Source organism: Cupriavidus sp. SW-Y-13 (assembly GCF_009793345.1).
Taxonomy (GTDB): Bacteria; Pseudomonadota; Gammaproteobacteria; order Burkholderiales; family Burkholderiaceae; genus Cupriavidus.
In genome coordinates this window covers 210,292-229,220 of the sequence record NZ_WHLX01000003.1, presented here as the reverse complement: position 1 = coordinate 229,220, position 18,929 = coordinate 210,292, and the positions used below count along the sequence as shown (strand labels likewise).

The following is an 18,929-nucleotide window of genomic DNA, read 5'->3' as shown; positions in this document are numbered from 1 at the left end:
CGCAACGGCTGATCCTCCGAACTCTTATTTCTCTCAATTCGAGCCGATTCGTCGGCCCACCACTTGAACGCACCCCTCGGGGTGCGTTTTTCGTTTCCCCCACCCACACGGGCGTCGTCCCGTCGGGGCGTCTCCCCACCAAAGGAGTACCCCGATGGACCGTATCGTTTATGGCGCAGGTCTGGCCAGCTACCCGGCTGGTGTGTTGCTGTGTGCCAGCGTCTATTCGACCAACCTTCGCACTGCCATTTCGTTTGTCTGCGCTGACGACGACATGCCCTATGGCGTGCTGTCGGTCAATCTGCCCGATGCCACGCTGGGCGACGACGAAATCCTTGTCACGGGAGATTGGAACCTGCCGCTCGACCTCAAGGCTGCTTTGCTTGAGACCGGCAAGTTTGTGCAAACCGGCCGCTGGAGTCAGATTGGCTTTGACCAGGGCGAAATCTGGCGCGTTGTCGACGCCGATATCCTCGCGGAGGTCGCGGCGGCACGTGTCCTTGCCAGTCGTGGCAAGTCTGCGCGGCGCATGGCTGCCGTAGCCTGACCCATCTTCTTCAACCCTTGCGGGTCCATCCCGCAAGGCGGTGGGTCCGTGAAACCATTCCCATGCCCATCACCATCGACGGAACCGGCCTAGCCGGCTCTCCCGGTCCCTTGCGCTTTGCGGTTGAACTCTACGCAGTGAACGACCGCCCAGTGTTGTCGCTGGTCGAAGCTGCGACCGGCGATTTCTACGAGACCTTCACCAGTAATGTCCCCAGCGAAACGCTTGCTGACGATGAGGTAATCGTCGGCCTGTGGCGTCTGCCGATGTCCACCGTCGTTGCGCTGCTCGACTCCGACTGCTTCCAACCGATTCGCACCGTTGCCGTTGGCAATGCGCGCGGCGCGGTTTGGCGCATCACGGCCGGCGCGCTACTCGAGGCCATCTACCTCGCGAAAGCGGCTGTGCCTGCATAGGCCAATCCCTTCCAACCCTCTCGGGGCATGTCCCCGAAAGGGCATGCTCCGTTTCGGAGCCCACCATGTATGTCATTCACATCGGCCAGCGCGCCGAGCATCGCACGACGCTTGCCGGCGTGCTGCAATATTTGAACGATGACCGCGACGGCAAGGCAGCACCGCGCGTCGACGACATCGCGGTACGCCACGTTGAACGCGGCGCGATCACAGTTGCGCAAATTACCGGCGGCAAGTTCGCTGTTCGCCCGATCGGTACCCGCCGTGCCATCCTCTCCATGATTCTCGACGAGGTCGATCGCTTCATCGTTCGTCTCAGTGGCAAGATCCTGCGCCCACATGAGATGAGCCGCGCCGCGTGGGGCGCCGTGGTAGCCGCCGGCCGCCTGGCGTACTTCCCCGAAGAAGCCATCGATATGTCCCAAAACGATGCTGGCCCGCTGTTCCAGACCGTTGACCTCTTCGAAGAGCAGGGGGCATTCGATATCACCGAGTTCGTTTGCGGCGAGTTCATCCGTCGGTTCGGCTACGGCACGAACGGGCCGTTGTATCACCCTGCTGCCAGTCCAAACTGCCGTCACGAAGTCCATGTGGCCTACGCGCTGATGCGTGGCGAAAAGGTACGCGAGTGCATCATCAACACCTATCGCGACAACCCGCATCACGCCCGCTCTGAACTCTGGATGCGGCCGCTCATCGAGGTGCCGGCGCTGCGAGGGGCTTTGCCCCCCAACTTGCTGCAAGCGCTCTGCCAGGCCATGCGCGGCGAGAAGCTGGAAATCACGACGCACAACGTCGGCAAGCTGATCGCTGCGTTGCGCAACGTGCCCAGCGACGGTACCTTCGTCCAGGTCGATGACGCGCTGTTTGCGGCCGGCCTCCTGCCTCCGCGGACCATGCCGACGCCCAAGCCGCTGGAAGGAGAGAACGCTCAACCAGCAACGCCCCTGGCGGCGCGAATTCGCACCTTGGTGTGCCAGCGCCAGTATCAGGCATCGGTGGACCGAGCCACAACAGAGCGCAAAGCGTCGAGCATCAGCCAACGCGAGTTTGACCGGCGGACACGCGCAGCAGCAATTGAACGTGACACGTACGGCTACGAGTGGCCCAATCGCGTTGCGCTGGCCGTGATGGCACGAAATATCGCTGCAGTGCTGGACATCTTCGACAACCCAAAGGACTGGAACACCGAGTCCAAGCGGGCGTTGCGAGATGTCACGGGCGTGGATCTCTTGCAGTGCACGGCGGCGCAACGTCGCCGGCGGATCTTTGAGATGTGTGGATTCTCTGCCGACGAACAGTCGGCGTGGGAAGCGCATTCAGCCATCGAGAAGGCTCAGGCGCGCGCCGACCGTGCATTGGAAGACGCGCGGCAACTCGCCGAGCGCACGCGATATCGCCTGGACAACGGCCAGGTGATGTCGGGGCGCGAATACGTGGACTTCTGCATCGCGGCTGGCTACTCGGAGCTGATGGAGCACGCACGCGGAGCCACTCGACGATATTGCATCGTCGACCCCGCCAAGCGCGCTTCGCGCCCGCTGCGCGCTAAAGACGGCACGCTCGCCTATGCGCGCGCGCGGCTTGCGCAGCATCAGCAGGCTGAAGCCGTTGCTTGATTGTTCCCCCCCGGCCGCTATGGCGGGGGGCTTTTTCTCAAATCAGCTATCCGAATGCCGAGCTTTCGGCGGCAGTACTGAGCGGATTCTTCGATACCCTTAGGCTATCTGGCAGAGCTTTGTTTGTACTGAATGCGGTTCAGTCCAAACCGAGTTTTACCCGCGTCTTCGACGCATCGACCCCTCGCCGGCACATGCCAGCTATCTCTTGAAACCGCCCACAGGGACTACTCCCTGTCGGGATGACTCTTTGGGCATCCTCGCGATCCCCATGCACTCCACCTTGCTGTAGCCCCGCGATGCGTTGTCATGACTCGCCGCTGGCGGTGATGGCAAGCGTCTCCTTTGCGACCGTGCATTCAGTGCGGCCGTCAGTTCCATTCCTTTCCAATCCCTTCGTTCACTCGCGAGCGTCAGCACCGGCTGCGCTCGCAATCTTCCATTTTCTAGGAGTACTTCAATGTCCCACCTCGTTCAAACCATGGCATACGCTGGCGCAACCCCCTGGCACGGCCTGGGCAACCGGCTGGCCGAGCATCAGCCACTCGAAGTCTGGGCCGAAGCCGCCGGCATGAATTGGCGTATCGAGGAAACCAACGTGATGTTTCGCGTTGGCTCCCACGATCTCGACCCGATCAAGGCGTTCCCCGAGCAAAAGGTGCTGTACCGCTCTGACAACGGCAAGCCGCTGTCGACGGTGTCGCAGCGCTACCAGGTCGTGCAACCCTCCGAGATCCTGGAGTTTTATCGGGACCTCGTACAGGTCGGCGGCTATCAACTGGAAACGGCTGGTGTGTTGAAAGAGGGCCGCAAGCTCTGGGCACTCGCGCGCACGGGGCAGTCGGCAACCCTCAAGGGTGGTGACGAGGTCCGTGGCTACCTGCTGCTGGCCACCGCTTGCGATGGCACCCTGGCGACCACGGCACAGTTTACGTCCGTGCGTGTGGTGTGCAACAACACGCTGCAAATCGCGTTGGGTCGCAACCGTGGCGCCGTCAAAGTGCCACACCGTAGCCAGTTCGATCCGCGTGCCGTGAAGGATGAACTGGGCATCGCGATTTCGTCGTGGGATGGCTTCATGGCCAATATGCACGAACTGGCAGCGCGCAAGGTGAGCCAGGCCGAGTCCGAGCGGTTCTTCCAGCGCCTCTTCACCTATTCGCTGGCGAAGGAGGGCGCCGATTCGCCCGTAAGGATGAACGAGCGTGGCCTGAAATCCGTGCTCAATCTCTTTGACGGAGCAGGCCGCGGCGCCGCGTTGGAATCGGCCTCGGGTACTGCCTGGGGTCTGGTGAACAGCGTGACCGAGTATGTCGACCATCAGCAGCGTGCACGCTCTGCGGGTAACCGTCTCGACTCCGCATGGTTTGGCGCTGGTGCCGTGCTCAAGCAACGTGCCTGGGATGCGGCCATCGAACTCGTGGGCGATACCGCCTAACGGCAATCTCGAACGACCTTTCTACTCCCCCTCAAGCGATCCGCTCTGGTGCCGTTGTCCGGTACTGGAGTGGTCGTTTCAGGTTCTTAAGCCCCGGCTCAGCCCGGGGCTTTTTCTTTTGCTCGTTGCCATGTTCCCAATTGATTTCTATACCCGTTACCCGCGATGGCTGTTTCGTGGGGCCGACGCAACTAGCACGGTGTTGCGGGGCCAATACGCCTGTCGAAGCACGGCGGGAAACAGGGTGCAGCGAGCGCAGGACCAGCTCATGCAACCACAACCTCTCGAAGTTGCCCGCTTTGGAAAAGACCGGTTCACCGGATTGTTCAACATGTGGCTTGCGCAGACACGTGATCGCGCGACCACCGTCAGCTACGATACCTGGATGGACCTGCGATACATGCAGGGTCTGCGGACATCTGTAGCACTTACCATGGGAACCTTTGTCTTTGATCTGAGACATGGCGTAGTGTACGAAGTCAAAAGTAGGGGCCGCGCGCCACGTATCTTCCGGGTACAGCTGGATGACGACTTCCCCTACGTGTCCTTCCGCGATCCCGCAAACGCCATCGATTTTCCGTGGATCACATTTCCCAACGTTTTTACGCAAGCAGAACTCATGACGCTGCGACGCGTGTACTAACAAAAAGGCCCGACAACTGATGTTGTCGGGCCTTTTTGTCTTTGAAAGAAGCGTCTCAGGCAGTAGCTTTCGCACTTTTTGAAAGGAACATGTTCCTTCTCAACTCGTGGTATTCGATGCTTCTGATTCGTCGATGCGCGTTGGGACGGTATCCTCCTTTTGGGGGGGTATGGAGTATCCGACGGCAGAGACGCGCGTGATCGAGCTGCCTTCGAGCGCGACATTCTCACCGAGCCGAATCGTGCCTGCGTAGAAGATGCGACCCACTACGCGGCCATTGATCTTGAGCGACGCACGGCTCTTTACGTCGCCTTCGACCGTGCCGTCGATGATGATGTGCTCGCCCTCCACGTCACCGTGCACGACGCCGCCGCGGCCGATGTGCAGAAGGCCATGGGTGGCCCTGACGTTGCCCGTGACGAGCGCGAGACAGGTGAAACCGTCTTCCGATACGAGATCGCCGTGGATGCTCATGCCGGCGCGCAGTAGGCTGAAAGTAGGGGTGCTGGTCATATCAACTCAGAACAGTTTAATGTCGCGGCTGGGAACGGCTTGTTGGGGGACGGCAGGGCGTGCTTGCACCGACGGTGCGGGAGCCGGGGCCTTTGCTTGGACGGTGGGCGTCGCTGCGCTTATGGCGGGGGAAACGGCCTTTGTCGGGGGCGAGGACGGCTTTACGGGTTCCGGCTTCGGGAGGGCGATCTTCGGGGCGTCGGCCGCGGACGCGGGCGTTGCTGCAACGGTGCTGGACGGCGCGATCACGGCGTCAACGGCTTCGTTGCGAGCCGGCCACTCATGGGCCACGGGGCCAGGCTGTGCTTGTCCGGCTGAAGCTGGGATGGACCCCGGTGCGCTAGCTGCCAGTGCGAACTCCGAGCTTTGCGCCCGAGCATCGCGTTTTCCCATTGAGCTGCCAATCAGGAACATGGCAGCAGCGCCAACTACGAACACAACTGCCCACAAAGCACGCGGATTCACGACCCTGCCCCCTGGCGATGCCACGTGCGCATCGTCGCCACCCGCGCCACTCATTGCGGCGCCAAGCCGCAGGGGCGATGCGGAGGGACGTGCGGGCGAGGGTGAAATATCGATGGTCAGGGCAGGTTTGGCGTACTGAGCATGAAGCTGCTCGATTTCACGCATGTCCATGGGTCTAGCTCCGGGAAGAATTGAGGAGGGTGCCGTCGGCGCCGAACTTGTCGGTGTCCGGGATGCAGAGTTGTTGGATCGATTTGATCCGCTTGGCGGCGATGACCGTGGTGGTCTCGCGAGCGTCGCCGGTAATGGACCCGCAGTTGAGACTGTAGAGCGTCTCGGCGAAGATCCTGTCGTACTGCATCAGCAGTCGCAGTAGCCGGCCCGCGAAGGAATGGGAGACTTGCACCTCTCTCTTCTCATAGAAGAGCGGAATCTCGATCTGATCTTGCCCCGCGATCCACTCCAAGGCTTTGGAGAACCATCCTTCCGCTTCCCGAAACGCTTCATCCAGCGCCTTGACCTTACCGGCGCGCGCCACGACAAATTTGGACGAGCAGTAGTAGAAATGTGCGTCGAGAAAATCGCGTGCGAATTTCGAGCAGTACTCGTGGTGGGTGGCGGATGCCGTTGCTGGCGTCAGCCGGCTCAGACGTTCCTCGCTGTTCAGGCGCTCGATGGGCCTGAGGCCCGTACTGGGCTTCTTGGGTGGATCCTGTTCGGCCATTTGTCCATGTATAGGGATGCTCTCTCACCCGGAATTGTCGGACAAGAACGGACAGCCGATGACTTCGAAAGCTACGCAAAATTGCCGAGCATTCGCCAGTTTTGAAAGAAAGTCCTGTGCCACAATGCTTTCACACCTCGCGTCACTGACGCATCGATCCTGACTCCTGGCGAGTCCATCTCTTTGTTCAAGTCGTGCATCTGCGCACGCGCCGACTGGTTGGCTACCAGTGTGGATATCTCTTGTGCTAAGTGTTTTCGCCGAACACTTCCCCTCATCAGCTCGTAATACGCGTTCCTTGCTGTGCCTCTTCATGAGTGCACGCGGGACACCGTTTGAGCCTGGGACCATGTGGAGCTCTCTCAAAGGCCCCTCCTAGGCAGAACGGCAGACGTCGAGCCGATCCGTGAACCTGCGGCCGAACCTGTGGGTTCGCGAAAAGGGTTGTTGTGCAGCGTGACCATGCTGCACGAGGGCGACTTTACGTCCTCAACATAGAGCCGTGCGCAATCGTGCGCCGCTCCCTCGATGCCACGCCCCCGGAAGGGGCGTGGCGTTGCAGGTTCCTGTCTAACAAAGCTCGCTGCCGGCGCAAACCGGGGCGGGCTTTTTTTGTTTCTGGATGAGAGACCTCGATTCCAGGAGCACCTGATGCATCACCAGAACGCCGAGATTTCCGCCGCCATCGCGGCAACGCTGAACCTGCGCCGTCCCGAATATCAGGACATGCCGCAGGCGTGGCGGGCACTTTGTGAGGCGGCTCACGTCGCCAGTCTTCCGGAAGCCGCGAGAGCGAACTTCCTCAATTCAGTAACGACCCAGCGCGGGGCAGACACAGCCTTGCGCCTTCGGGAGCATGCTGCGTCCATCCGGGCGAACGTCGTTCGTTTCCTTGATAGGAGAAAGAGCGAATGCATGCACCCATCACCTACAGCGAGCCTGGCGGGCGCCGAAGCCTGCTAGAGGAGCGGCCCATGCGGCCGCCCATCATTGGCAAGATCCGCCCGGGTATCAAGGTTCTGACCAAGACCGCCCGTGGCAACGAGAAAGCCGTCAAGATCCATGACCGGCTGCTCGCACAAGGCAAGTCCTTCGAAGCGATCGGTAGCGAAATCGAGAAGACAACGGGGATCAAGAACCCGCTCTTTCCCAAGAACGTGGCGTGGTTCACCTGCCGCGGCTCCGATTTCAGCAACCCTGCAGTGGCCGACGAGATCGTGCAGCGCTACGGTGAAGACCGTGGTGATGGCAATGGTCATCGACTGTGGCGCTTTCCCGTCATCTTCGCCTTCGACGATTGGCTGAGCAACATGCCCAACCAGCTCGTTGCTTGGACCCAAAGCGGACGCCAGTACTTCTCGGAGTACGGTCCCGACGGCAGGCGCTACTGCAAGATGTACGCGCCCCCGGTGCGTGACGAACGTGCGAGTCGCGCCAGGCGCGTGTGGGGTGGCCGTACCATCATCCTTCGCCAGGATGACGCCATTCCGGACGGCATCTGCGATCCTCAAATGTGCCCGCAATACCAGCACGGGCTCTGCAAGGTTGCGGCGCAGTTCTACTTCGCGATCCCCAGCATCAGCGGCCTCGGCCTCATCGAGCTTCCGACCACGTCCATCTACGTTCTGCAGAAGGCGCATGCTGCGATGCAGACAGTAGCCATGGCGCGCGGCAAGTTGGTCGGCGTCAAGTTCTGGATGTCCAAGCAGGAAGTGGAGATCAGCCGGATCGATGAAGATGGCCGTGCGGTGCGCCAGATGCAATGGCTCATCACGTTGGATGCCGATATCGATATCGCTGCATTGCTCGACGGATCTGACCGCCGCACACCCGCATTGGAGATGGCAACACAGGCTGTCTCGGCACTGGAAGGCGAAGGGGAGGTATCGGCCCCGGATCAAGGCCATGAGAGTGAGCCGCTGGCGGATGCCACGCAGACCGGAGCAACAGCGGAAAGCTCGCCACAACCTGATGCTGCGACTCTCGCAAGCAATCGTGAAACGGGTATCAAGCGCCACGAGTCCGAGTACGTCGATCTCGTAGCGCATCTTGGTCTCAACAGCGAGGATGGCGCCCGACAGCTCAAGGCATTTGCAACAGCGACCTTCGGGCGCGGCTGGTCAAAGCGCGATCACGATGTGCAGCGGTTCCTGGAGGAACTGCGCACCGCGTTGGCCAATCCGCTGGCTTTCCGCGAGCAGGTGGCAGCCATCGCCGCCGACGTCGCTACATAACTCTCGCCAGCCTTGTGCCGGTAATTGAAGGAAGCCCTCGGGCTTCCTTCTCTCTTTCTTGCCGCGTGCCGGCACATTTCCTTGGAGGTTCCATGATGCTAGACGCTGTCAGCAAATTTCTTGCTGCGCACTTCTCTGATCTGCACTACTCCCCTGGGCATCTAGCCGAGGCGGATCGTTGCTTTGGTTTTGCGGTGGAGAACGCAATCTCAAGTCGCTGCCGTGTTGCCGTGGTGTCGGGCGATTCGACGGACCACCGGCTCGATGCCCACACGCCGGCGCTATCCGCGTTGGCGCGACGCATCCATCAGTTGTCCGCCCACATGCCAGTTCTGATGCTGCAGGGAACATTCAGTCACGAGCCGCCGGGCACGCTGGATCTGTTTCGACTGATCGGAGCGAGTTGTCCCGTGTACGTCGCAGACCGGATTCACCAGGTAGCGCTCATTGGCGAGACGTTCGTTCCGAGCAGTGGCGCGATCTTCGACCAGTCAGAAATAGAAGGGCTCCTGACGCAACACGGTCTGCCGGACGTCGTGTTCACCTGCGTGCCAACGGTCAACAAGGCCGTATTGGCGGCCGCTGCCGGCGTAGCAAACGCTGCGACGGCGATTGGTGATCACCTGGCCGACTATCTGGCCGCCGCAGGCACTGTGAATCGTCAATGGCGCTCACAGGGCGTTCGTACGATTGGTGTGTCGCACGGCACCGTCAACGGTTGCCAAACGGAGCATGGCGTGCCGATGGCTGGACTCGACCACGAGTTCACGATCGGTGCGCTATTCGAGGCTGACTGTGACGCGTTCATGCTGGGGCACATTCATCGTGCCCAGCAGTGGGAACGTGAAGGCAGGGTAGTGGGCTATCCGGGTTCCATCGGACGGTTCCACTACGGCGAGATCGGCGCAAAGGGCTATTTGCAGTGGCGGGTTTCACCGGGGGAGGCAGTAGCGACCCAAGTGAAGACGCCGGCGAGCGAGGCCGTCTGCATCGACTTCGACGGACCGCCAGACATGGCCAAGCTTGCCGAGATCGCGGCCGACGCTGCCCACAAGTGCGTGCGCGTGCGCTGGACGGTCAACGAGGAGCATCGTCAACTCGTGGATCGTGACGCCATCCTGGCGCTCTTTGCTGCCTGTGCGGAAGTCAAGCTGGAAGCACGTGTCCTGCCTGCCGTTCGCAGCCGCGCCGAAGGCATCAGTCGGGCCGCAACCTTGTCCGAGAAGCTGGGGCGATGGTGCGAACTGACGGGCGTCGACGCGAACCCATTGCTGGACAGTCTGTCGATGCTGGAAAACCTCGATGCACAGGCGATTGCCGATCAGGTGCTGGCGGGTCTTGCCGAGATGTCCGTCCCTGTTACGCAGGTGATCCCCAGTGTAGAAGTTGCTGCGCCGTCGTTCATAGCGACACTGGCGGAGTTGGACCTGGAGGAGGCTGACGTCGCACCTGAGGCGATATCTGCCGTGCCGGTAACGGAACCGATAGCGCCCGTTGCCACCGCGGGCGCGCCAATGAACTGGCTCACCGACGATCTTTTTGCGTAGCGATACGCCAATCCCTAGAACATGCGAAAGCCATGTTCCGACAGCCCGTGAGGCTGTCGAAAACTGGTTTTACCCGCGTCCCTGACGCATCGACCCGCAGTATCCATTTTCTTTCTATCTACCCGACGGGTGCTTCCCGTCTGGGGCGCACTCCGTCTCTATCTGGAGTGCAAGATGATTCTCTACCACGCCGGTCCGGACTGGCTTTTCGTTGAGGAAACCTTTATCAACCGCTCGGACATGGCCAAACGCCTCAGCGAGCAGCACGGCTTTACGCAGTGCATGATGTATGAGCCGTTCGGCCCCGGCCGCGGCGCCGTGATTGCCAAGCGCGACCACATGCTGGTGATGGCCCTGGGTGAGGCAGGTGGCAACACCTTCTTCGCCGTAGCGCCGTCCAAGGAACTGCAGGACTTGATCTGGTCGTTCTCCAACGGCCTGGCCTCGCAGTGGAGCGAACTGGAACTGCGGGCCCTCACCGGCCAGCAGGACTGGGACGCTGTGATGAAGCTCGCAGGCAAGCAATTTTCCGATGCCCGCCGTTCAGTCGAGCGGGCAATTGCAGGCAAACCTGCGCAGGATGCACCTTCGTTGCCCGACGTTCCGCAATGGGACGAAAGCGCGATGGAAGTGCCGTCGGACTACCTCCATTCCTTTGACGTGCAGGAGGTCTTCGAATGCGCCCATTGAAGCTTACGCTGTCTGGATTCCATGGAATCCGTGACGGCATGCATCGAGATAGCGTCACGGTGGATTTGTCGACGGTGCCTGGTGGCCTGATCGCCCTGGTCGGCCCCAATGGGGCAGGGAAGACGACGATCATGGACAACCTTCATCCGTTTCCGATCATGCCGAGCCACGCGAGCAAAATGTCGGCCGACGCATTCTCATACTGGGATCACCTCTGCGCTCCGCGCGCAGAGAAGGATCTGGAATGGGAGCACGGCGGCAAGACATACCGCTCCGCGTTCGCGTTTCGCAACCCTGGCAAGAGCCGCAAGGCGGAGTACTACCTGTTTGAAAAGGGCGCCGTTGGCGACTGGGAGCCGCTGCAACTGGCCGACGGCACGCTGTCGGACGGCAAGGCGGATACCTACAACCGGTGTCTCGAAGCCGTCCTGGGTTCGCCCGAGGCGTTCTTCACCAGTGTGTTTTCTGCTCAAAACCGGCGACCGCTCGCCAGCTATCAGCCCGGCGAGATCAAGAAGCTGCTCGCGGAGCTGCTCGGGATCGATCACTTGCGTGACCTGTCTGCGAAAGCGGGCGAGGTTGCGAAGGTGCTTACCCGTTCCCTGGACGCCCTGCAACGAGACGTGCTGACCCTCACAGGTAAGCGGGATCGAGCAGCGGCAGTGGCCCGGGAGATCTGGCAAATGGGCGAGAGCCTGGATGCCGAGCGCAATGCGCGCGAGGCCGAAACTGCTAAGGGTGCCAAGCTGCTACAGGAGCGTGCGACCTTGGCGGCGAAACAGGCCGCAAATGCCGGTACCGAAGCGCGGTTGCGGGAACTGAACCAGCGCAAGGGCGAGTTGGACCAGCGTGCAGCATCGTTGACCAACGAAGAACAGGCTGCTGCCGGACGTGTCACGACGCGCCGGCGTGATCTGGATCGGCAAGCGGCGGGTCATCGTGCTGTATTGGCGGACGCGGCAGACATTGAAGCGGCGGCGGGCGAACGAGACATCCTGCAACTGGCTATTGGCCGGAGGCAGGACGAGATCGCCAGCCAACGCACTGCAGTGGAGAAGCTCGACGCTGTTCAGGTCGAGCATGCGGCGCTCAGTACGGAGCTCAAGGGCCTGGAACAGCAGGGCGTCGCCGGCGCGAAGTTGGCCGATTCGCTCAGACTGCAAGCCGAGGTCATTGAAACGGTGCCATGCCGTGATGATCCCATGCACGCCACGTGTCCGTTACTGGCACAGGCTCGCAATGCGAAGGCGAAGCTCGGAGAGCAGGTTGTGTCGGTGAAAGCGCTGCGCGAAAGCTATCGAAAGAAGCTGGAGCAGGTGCAATCGATGCAAGGCTCGTTATCTGAGCGTGCCACGGCACGCGCTGCACTGTCGGCACTGGAGGGCCACCTCGGTCGTGATCAGCAACTGCTGCAGCGACTCACAGCGATGGCTGCCAAGAAGCCGATGCTGGACGCCGCGCGTGCGGGAGTGGCACAGGTCGAACGCGATCTGACGGCTTTGACTGAGGAGGATGCGGCACGCATTGAGCGCCACAAGCGCGATATCGCGGACGTGCAATCCCAACTTGAAGCGGTACGTCGGGAACTGGCGACGCTGGCCACGGAGGACGTGACTGGCATGCTGGCCCAGATGGATCGCCAGATTGCAGGCAGCCGGGAGGCTGTTGCTGCAATTGCCGGTCGGATCGAATCCTTGATTCGCCAGGAGAGCATGTTGGCGGCTGAGCGTGAGCGTCTAGATGTCGAACTTGCCGGCATGCCGGCGACAGAGGCGAAGACGCAAGCGCTGTCCGACCAGATTGCGCTATGGAAGCTGCTCGCAAAAGGCCTGGGCAACGATGGCGTGATTGCGCTGTCCATCGACGACGCGGGCCCCGCCATCACACAGATCGTCAATGACCTGCTGTTGGCCTGCTATGGACCGCGATTCACCATCGCGATCCAGACACAGACGGCGCTGGCCAGCGGCGAGCTGCGTGAGGGCTTCTCCATCAACGTAATCGACGCCAATACCGACACCACGAAAGAGTTTGGCGTGATGTCGGGTGGGCAGAAAGTCTGGATCAACGAGTGCCTGACGCGCGGAATCGCCCTCTATCGGGCGCAGGATGCGCAGCAGCCTTTCCAGACATTGTTCACCGATGAAGCGGATGGCCCGTTGGATCCGGACCGCAAGCGCGCCTTCATGAGGATGAAGCGCGAGGTGCTGCGGGTCGGCGGTTATGAGCGGGAGTTCTTCATTTCACAGACTCCCGATCTGGTGGACGACGCTGACGGCGTCATTGATGTTGTTGCGCTGGCGCTCCAGTAGGACCGCGCCATTCACTAACCCTATGCCCGTTTCCTGAAAGGAAGCGGGCATTTTCTTTTGGAGGTTGCGAAAATGACCTTGATGGTCGTACTCAAAGTGGCCGACTCGGCTATTCCTGGAGGCGGCACGACTGTCGACGCCGCGGCACGCCTCTTACGCGTGCTCGCCGACGACCTGGTGCAGCACATGCCGAATCTGGAGGATGGTGCCAGTGTTCGAACCGCGCTTGCAGACGGTCTGATTTTGGGCGTTGCCACCTACGTCGCAGACGACCCCGTTGCAATGTCTACCTCGGCAGTGGGGCTATCGACATCGGCGCCCGGTCCGTTAATGGAGACGAATGATTGCCGCGATAACTGCGGCGTTGGAGCATAAGACATGACCACCACGTTTGTGACGGCCGAAGAGGCCGAGAAGCTGATTCCGCGTCGTCGGAGTGTCCACACATTCATTCGCATCTTCGGCTGGCAAGGTGCGAATGTCGACCGCGACAGCCTGCTGGCTGCGTTCAGGGCCGCAGGAAAGGTGGAAGTCTCGCAGGACGCCGCATGCTTCGAGCACTACCTCGCGGTAAAGATCGACGGCATGACGACGTACATCGAGACCAATCTGAAAGCACTGGCCAAGTTCGGCCTGCTGCCGCCCGCACGCAGAGCTGCCTGACCGGCTTGGCGGACACCGGACCGCTGCATAGCCTGCATGCCCATGCCCCCACCTGGGGTGCATGGGCATTTTACTTTCGCCTTCGCGAAGTTCTCTGACGTCGAGCCACTTGTGGCCGACACGAATTTTCAACCCAACGGGACCAGTACCCGTTGGGTGCTGGTCCTTACTGAGGACCAAATGGAAACCATCTCTCTTTTTCCGCAGGGCGTGTGCGACCCAGTGGATCGCAAGGCCGACAAGGCCATTGCAGCAATCCTCGCATTGTTCGCCGCTGGCCACCCTGTCATCGTTGCTTACAGCGGCGGCAAGGACAGCAGCGTTGTCGCAGCCTTGGTGTTGCACGCCGCGCTACTGCATCACAACTCCGGCGGCAAGCCGATGGTAGTCGTGACGACAGGCGACACCCTCGTGGAGTCTCCTGAAGTCTCCCGGCACTACCGTGCGGAGTTGCGCCGGATGCGCGAATTTGGGAAGGCGCATGGCATTTCCGTGTCGGCACATGTCGTCACGCCGTCGCTGGCATCGACGTTTCAATTGAAGGTGCTGTCTGGCCGTGCGCTGCCGAGTTTTCCTGGCACCCACGGCGACTGCTCGACCGATCTCAAAATCGGGCCGCAGCGCAGCTTCCGTCGGAGGCTATTTCGCGAGTTTGGACAGCAGGGCCTCGCTGAGCCGGTGACCAGCCTTGGCAGCCGATACGATGAAAGCACGCGGCGCGCGGCCGGAATGCGGTTGCGCGGGGATTCTGCCAACGTCGCATCGCGCAACAAGGATGGTGACTTGGTCATCAGCCCTGTGGCCCACTGGAGTGACGACGATATCTGGGAAGCTGTGGGACTGTATGCGGGAGGTACCCGCCCCGGGTTTTCTGATTTCGAGGAGATGCGGCGCATCTATGCGCACTCTGTCGGGACGTCATGCGCTGTCGTGGCTGACGCGATACTGGATGGCGGCGGCGGCCGGCGGCAAGGGAAATGTGGTGCGCGCTTGGGCTGCCACGTCTGCCAGATGGCCGAAGACAAGAGCCTCGCGAACATGGTGGCTTATGACGACCGGTACGCGTATGCTGCGGGCCTGCAAAAGCTGAATCGTTTCATCCGGGCGACTCGTTTCGACTGGTCGCGACGCCACTGGATCGGGCGCACCATTCGCGGTGGCTACATCAGGGTATTGCCGGACACATATCACCCCTCGATGTTGCGCGCGCTGACTCGCTACATGCTCCAACTGGACTATGACGAGCAACGGCGTGCCGCCGGCGTTGGCGAGCAGCCGAAGTTTCAGTTGCTGCCCCTTGACATGATGATCGCAGTCGACGCAATGCAGTCGCTGAACGGGGTTGCGAAGCCTTTCTCAGCCTGGGCCGACCTTCGAGACATTCAGGTGCGGGGAATCCGATACGACGTGCCGCAAGTGCCTGACGTTCCCCAGTCTGCTATGCCTGTCGCGCGGTATCTGCACGTCGGCAGCGAATGGGACGACTCGGCACCCCATGCGGATTGGACTGGTTTGCGCGATCCAATGCGGGAGGCGTTGACGGAAGGGAGCTCTTGCGAACCGAGTCTCATGGTCGCGGCGGATGGACGGGCGGTGCTGGACCTGCCGACGGCGCAGCAGTTTGACGTCGACATCGAAGCTGCGCACCTTATTGCGGAGTTCGAGATCGATCGGCTTCTTGACATGCACGACGCAGACGGAGGTCCTGGCTCGGTAACGGCGGGGTATCGCTGGTATGCGCATTACGGTTGTTTGACGCTATCGCACACGCAGAAGCTCGAGCACGACGAGATCGCTAGGCGAACGGCGTTTAAGGACCGGCTTGGGCTAACCCTGGAGTACGACGTCAAAAACGTTGTGGCCCGATCTATCCCGTTTGAGGATCTCCCAACCGCGGCGAGCGGCCATTGGGAGCGACTCGGTAATGACCAGGCGCAACTTGCGCTTTGCTAAGCCTTCTCATCAGCCCCGGCGCTGCGACGTTCGGGGCCTTTTTTCTTTTGCGGCATGCACAGGTCGCTGATGCGGGAGAGGCAGCTTGCGACCCATAGCGGACGATAGCGATTCCCGCAAGCGGTCATTTGCGAGACGAAATGCCGCGGTCGCAGCCTCGTCAGTGGCACGCCATCGCCCGGACAGAACGATAGAATGACGTGCACCCGAACGAGTCCGCGCTTAATAGCCCCAGTGAAAAGGAAGCCGGTTTGAACAGCGACAACTTGCCGTGGATCCATAGTTTCGAGACCTACGTCGATTTCATCTCGTACGTTCTCTTGAGCGCGCCGGATGACTTCCCCTATGAGGATTTTCTGCGTGATGACCAGCAGATGAATCTGGATAAAGCGTTTGATGAGCTGCGAAATGGATTGGTGTTCGTCGAAACCAGAGTGAAAGGCGCCGAGATTCTCAGTAGGCTAAAGTCGTTGCTTGATGATTCGTTTCTTGCCTATCAGGAGGGAAATGAGTCGACGGCAGCCCACTTGCTCCAGGATTTTGAGGCTGCCGTTCTGCGAGCTTCGCGGTAGTGCCAACGACCGCCCGTGGCCGGTCGCCGCCCTCGGCGCGTCCTGGTCAGCGCTTGCGGGTGCCAGAGGCAATTGCCGACCCTTAGCGGACTGCGAATATCTTCGTAAGCCGTCATTCGCATAACGGCAAAGCCGACGTGCCGGTAAAAGATCGACTGGACATCCACGTCCGGAGAAGTGTCGACAAGCCATTGGGATCTTCCAGGGCGACCCGTCAACTTTACGGCGAGCGGGCATTGAAGCAAATGAGTTCGCGCTACCCCTCTCTGGACGGGAGTGCCGAGGCAATATGAGATATAGCTGACCGTCGATAAAATTGAAGATCGTCCGCGTCGAGCGTAAATGCAGTTTTTAATATCAAAAAAATACATGGGTCCCTTTTATTCCCGCCTCACCTGCATCTCAACGGGAATTTTCCTCCTGGCCGGATGTGCTACGACACCCAACATCTCGTTTGATAAGTCTGCTGTCGGACCAATCAGGACTGTAGCACTATTGCGTGTGAGCGAATCCAACAGCGTCATGGTGCGCAACCTGTCTGGGCTACCGGCGTTGGGAGGCGCAATTGGAGGGGCGATTGCAGGGGGGGCCGAGGCTTCACGCAATAAGACGTTCGTTGATGCGTACAACGGTGGCTCGACCAAGCTGGCCACCTTGCTCGTAAGCGACCTGCAACGAGAACTCGCTGGCAACGGATTGCAGGTATCCTATCTACCTGACCAGTTCGCAAAGTCAAAAGATGGGTCCGATGACTATTCACATATACAGACCGACAGCGATGCAATTCTTAGCGTATGGTTCGGACCCGTCGGACAGATCGCCAACGGCGCTATCGATGCGCCTTATGAGCCGTGGGTTATCGTGCATGTGCGATTGCTGAATAGCCAGACCAAAAAAATTCTGTCCCAAAAGACCTACACGGCAGGATATAAGTCGAAAGTCGATGGGGCCGTTTTCGTCCCATGTGCAACGAACTATCGCTTCGATACGTTCGCGCAGTTGATGGCCGATTTCGAGCAATCGGTCAAGGGTCTTTCTGAATGTGAAAAGGCGATCGCCCGGCAGGCGGCTCTGGATCTTCAGTGACGCCACGTTATTGGCGCTTGCCCGATCAAGCAGTTGTCAGCAGTTGTGGGTCAGGTGACAGGATGACGGCGAAGTGACAGTGGCTTAACCCTGTGGCCGTGTCGAATGTTCCATTCTGGCCGGACTCGGCCGTGGCAGCTAATGCACGAGGGCGGGTGGGCGCCGGAACCCGTTTCCGACCCATCGTTGGCTACCCGAGCGGCGGAAATTGGTTGGCCTCGGTCCGGCTATGCCTGCACTGGCCACCGCATCAGATCATGCCCGGGTCGATGTCCAAAGAATCGATGTACGCCTTGAATGAGGGTGCTAAAGGAACACGCTCAAACGCCGCATTGGCGCAAGCAAAGTTGCACCGTGGGCGGATTGCTCGTGAGATCGAGAAAGAAAGGATCCCCGAGCAGTCACACTTTACTCTTCGCGGGGCTTCCAGTCCTGGACGGCTAAAAACTGCTCCGATTCCGGATGCTTCTCGAACACGCTTCCCACTGGGGCGTCGAGAAACGGAATGATGCTTGGGTCGTAGTTGGCAATCGTATTGATGTCATAGGCGCCATGATTCTTGGCGTTGTCCATGTAAGCGTCGTCCTCAAAACCGCTCATGAACCGCCAGCCACTATCAACTTGATTGTTTGGTGCCTCCCGGTACATGAACCTGACCGGGAAACCGTCCACTGTTATCCGATCGGTAGCAATGCACCCACCACGGCCGGTAGCCAATGGTTTGATCTCTTCCGCAGTTAGCTTGAATTCTTTCTTCACCTGCCCCCTCCGCGTTCTGGATTATCAATGAGGCTCATTGTGGTACGAGCATGCAAGTGTAGGTACTGAGAGTAACGATATTTGACGCCGCCGTTCTCGTAACAGATCTCCACAATCTCCAAATCGGCCATAGTCTCTTGTTTTATGAGTTGCCCACAACCCCCGTTCGGGAATCTTAGTTCTCGAAGCATATCAGCGGCTGCTCACGGCTGGGCTACCAATCGTCCAGATAAGGTAGCTCCAATGACCGGTGTCGAGACAATTCTACGCTGCAGCAGGATGACCGTTCCTGGCCGAACCCCGACAGCGCCCCCTCGAACATGAGGGCCGTGGATCTCCTCGCTACAGGCTTGATCCCGAATTCGACACAAGCGGGTTCACGATGCGGACTATCTGGACGGGTACCTCTTCGAATGCCCTTGCCGTTGCCCATATTCCGTCACGGACTTCCCATCTAAGCGGGAGTTCTCGCAGTCCAGCAATAATTTCTTCCCTTACATCGATCATCTCCCGCGGACGTCCTGCGATACCGCCCTTGACGAGGCTTGTAGAAATCTCGACCCATTCGACGTCTCGAAGCGGGATTGGCCCACCGGGTCCCTCAAGATACCCCTCAGTCGACAAAATCAGAAGTTGTCCCCAATGCCCTATTTCCAACGAGACGTCGCATCTCCTTGCCACACGAACCCAACAGCGCAATCGCGATACAAATCCGCAAATCGGCGCCCAAATTGCGGATGTGTCATTC

General features: G+C 60.1%; 18 protein-coding genes. 15 read left to right on the top strand and 3 right to left on the bottom strand.

What is annotated here, in order from left to right:
* Positions 1–154: 154 nt before the first annotated feature.
* The 5 genes from GA566_RS28530 (at position 155) to GA566_RS28510 (ending at position 4,663) form a co-directional block, all read left to right on the top strand.
* Positions 155–547, top strand: coding sequence for a hypothetical protein (locus GA566_RS28530; protein WP_160474926.1), 393 nt, complete (start codon positions 155–157; stop codon positions 545–547).
* Between the two features lie 62 nt (positions 548–609).
* Positions 610–963 (top strand): hypothetical protein, encoded by a 354-nt coding sequence (locus GA566_RS28525; RefSeq protein WP_160474925.1) that lies wholly within the window; start codon positions 610–612, stop codon positions 961–963.
* Positions 964–1,028: 65 nt separating this feature from the next.
* Positions 1,029–2,582: a hypothetical protein gene (locus tag GA566_RS28520; protein ID WP_160474924.1), complete on the top strand. Its 1,554-nt coding sequence runs from the start codon at positions 1,029–1,031 to the stop codon at positions 2,580–2,582.
* A 460-nt stretch (positions 2,583–3,042) separates the two neighbouring features.
* Positions 3,043–4,020, top strand: coding sequence for a DUF932 domain-containing protein (locus GA566_RS28515; protein WP_160474923.1), 978 nt, complete (start codon positions 3,043–3,045; stop codon positions 4,018–4,020).
* Between the two features lie 268 nt (positions 4,021–4,288).
* Entirely contained in the window at positions 4,289–4,663 is a 375-nt protein-coding gene (locus GA566_RS28510; protein ID WP_237380891.1) for a hypothetical protein, read from the top strand.
* A 99-nt stretch (positions 4,664–4,762) separates the two neighbouring features.
* Here the strand turns inward: GA566_RS28510 and GA566_RS28505 are convergent, their stop codons facing one another.
* The gene (locus GA566_RS28505; RefSeq protein WP_160474922.1) at positions 4,763–5,176 is read right to left on the bottom strand and encodes a polymer-forming cytoskeletal protein; all 414 of its coding nucleotides are present in this window, start codon (positions 5,174–5,176) and stop codon (positions 4,763–4,765) included.
* A 640-nt stretch (positions 5,177–5,816) separates the two neighbouring features.
* A complete protein-coding gene (locus tag GA566_RS28500) occupies positions 5,817–6,365 on the bottom strand; it encodes a hypothetical protein (protein WP_160474921.1) in 549 nt (182 codons plus the stop codon).
* A gap of 651 nt (positions 6,366–7,016) precedes the next feature.
* On the opposite strand from GA566_RS28500, the gene GA566_RS28495 reads away from it, so the two are divergent.
* From GA566_RS28495 to GA566_RS28450, 10 genes are all read left to right on the top strand, one after another.
* A complete protein-coding gene (locus GA566_RS28495; protein WP_160474920.1) occupies positions 7,017–7,328 on the top strand; it encodes a hypothetical protein in 312 nt (103 codons plus the stop codon).
* Positions 7,329–7,339: 11 nt separating this feature from the next.
* Positions 7,340–8,599 (top strand): hypothetical protein, encoded by a 1,260-nt coding sequence (locus tag GA566_RS28490; RefSeq protein WP_202126978.1) that lies wholly within the window; start codon positions 7,340–7,342, stop codon positions 8,597–8,599.
* 95 nt (positions 8,600–8,694) lie between these two features.
* On the top strand, positions 8,695–10,146 hold the full coding sequence (locus GA566_RS28485) for an exonuclease SbcCD subunit D (protein WP_370459388.1): 1,452 nt from the start codon (positions 8,695–8,697) through the stop codon (positions 10,144–10,146).
* Between the two features lie 174 nt (positions 10,147–10,320).
* Positions 10,321–10,836 (top strand): hypothetical protein, encoded by a 516-nt coding sequence (locus GA566_RS28480; protein ID WP_160474917.1) that lies wholly within the window; start codon positions 10,321–10,323, stop codon positions 10,834–10,836.
* Entirely contained in the window at positions 10,824–13,148 is a 2,325-nt protein-coding gene (locus GA566_RS28475) for an SMC family ATPase (RefSeq protein ID WP_160474916.1), read from the top strand. Before GA566_RS28480 ends, GA566_RS28475 begins: the two co-directional genes overlap by 13 nt.
* A 72-nt stretch (positions 13,149–13,220) precedes the next feature.
* Positions 13,221–13,523: a hypothetical protein gene (locus tag GA566_RS28470; RefSeq protein ID WP_160474915.1), complete on the top strand. Its 303-nt coding sequence runs from the start codon at positions 13,221–13,223 to the stop codon at positions 13,521–13,523.
* Positions 13,524–13,526: 3 nt separating this feature from the next.
* Complete coding sequence (locus GA566_RS28465) at positions 13,527–13,811, top strand: hypothetical protein (RefSeq protein WP_160474914.1); 285 nt, start codon at positions 13,527–13,529, stop codon at positions 13,809–13,811.
* A 180-nt stretch (positions 13,812–13,991) separates the two neighbouring features.
* Complete coding sequence (locus GA566_RS28460) at positions 13,992–15,764, top strand: phosphoadenosine phosphosulfate sulfotransferase (protein ID WP_237380889.1); 1,773 nt, start codon at positions 13,992–13,994, stop codon at positions 15,762–15,764.
* Between the two features lie 200 nt (positions 15,765–15,964).
* The gene (locus GA566_RS28455) at positions 15,965–16,336 is read left to right on the top strand and encodes a hypothetical protein (RefSeq protein WP_160474913.1); all 372 of its coding nucleotides are present in this window, start codon (positions 15,965–15,967) and stop codon (positions 16,334–16,336) included.
* A gap of 501 nt (positions 16,337–16,837) precedes the next feature.
* Positions 16,838–17,422 carry a hypothetical protein gene (locus GA566_RS28450; RefSeq protein ID WP_160474912.1) on the top strand — a complete coding sequence of 195 codons (585 nt, stop codon included), beginning with the start codon at positions 16,838–16,840 and terminating at the stop codon, positions 17,420–17,422.
* 408 nt (positions 17,423–17,830) lie between these two features.
* Here GA566_RS28450 and GA566_RS28445 read toward each other — a convergent pair whose 3' ends face one another.
* Positions 17,831–18,181: a DUF2185 domain-containing protein gene (locus tag GA566_RS28445; RefSeq protein ID WP_160474911.1), complete on the bottom strand. Its 351-nt coding sequence runs from the start codon at positions 18,179–18,181 to the stop codon at positions 17,831–17,833.
* Between the last annotated feature and the right edge of the window lie 748 nt (positions 18,182–18,929).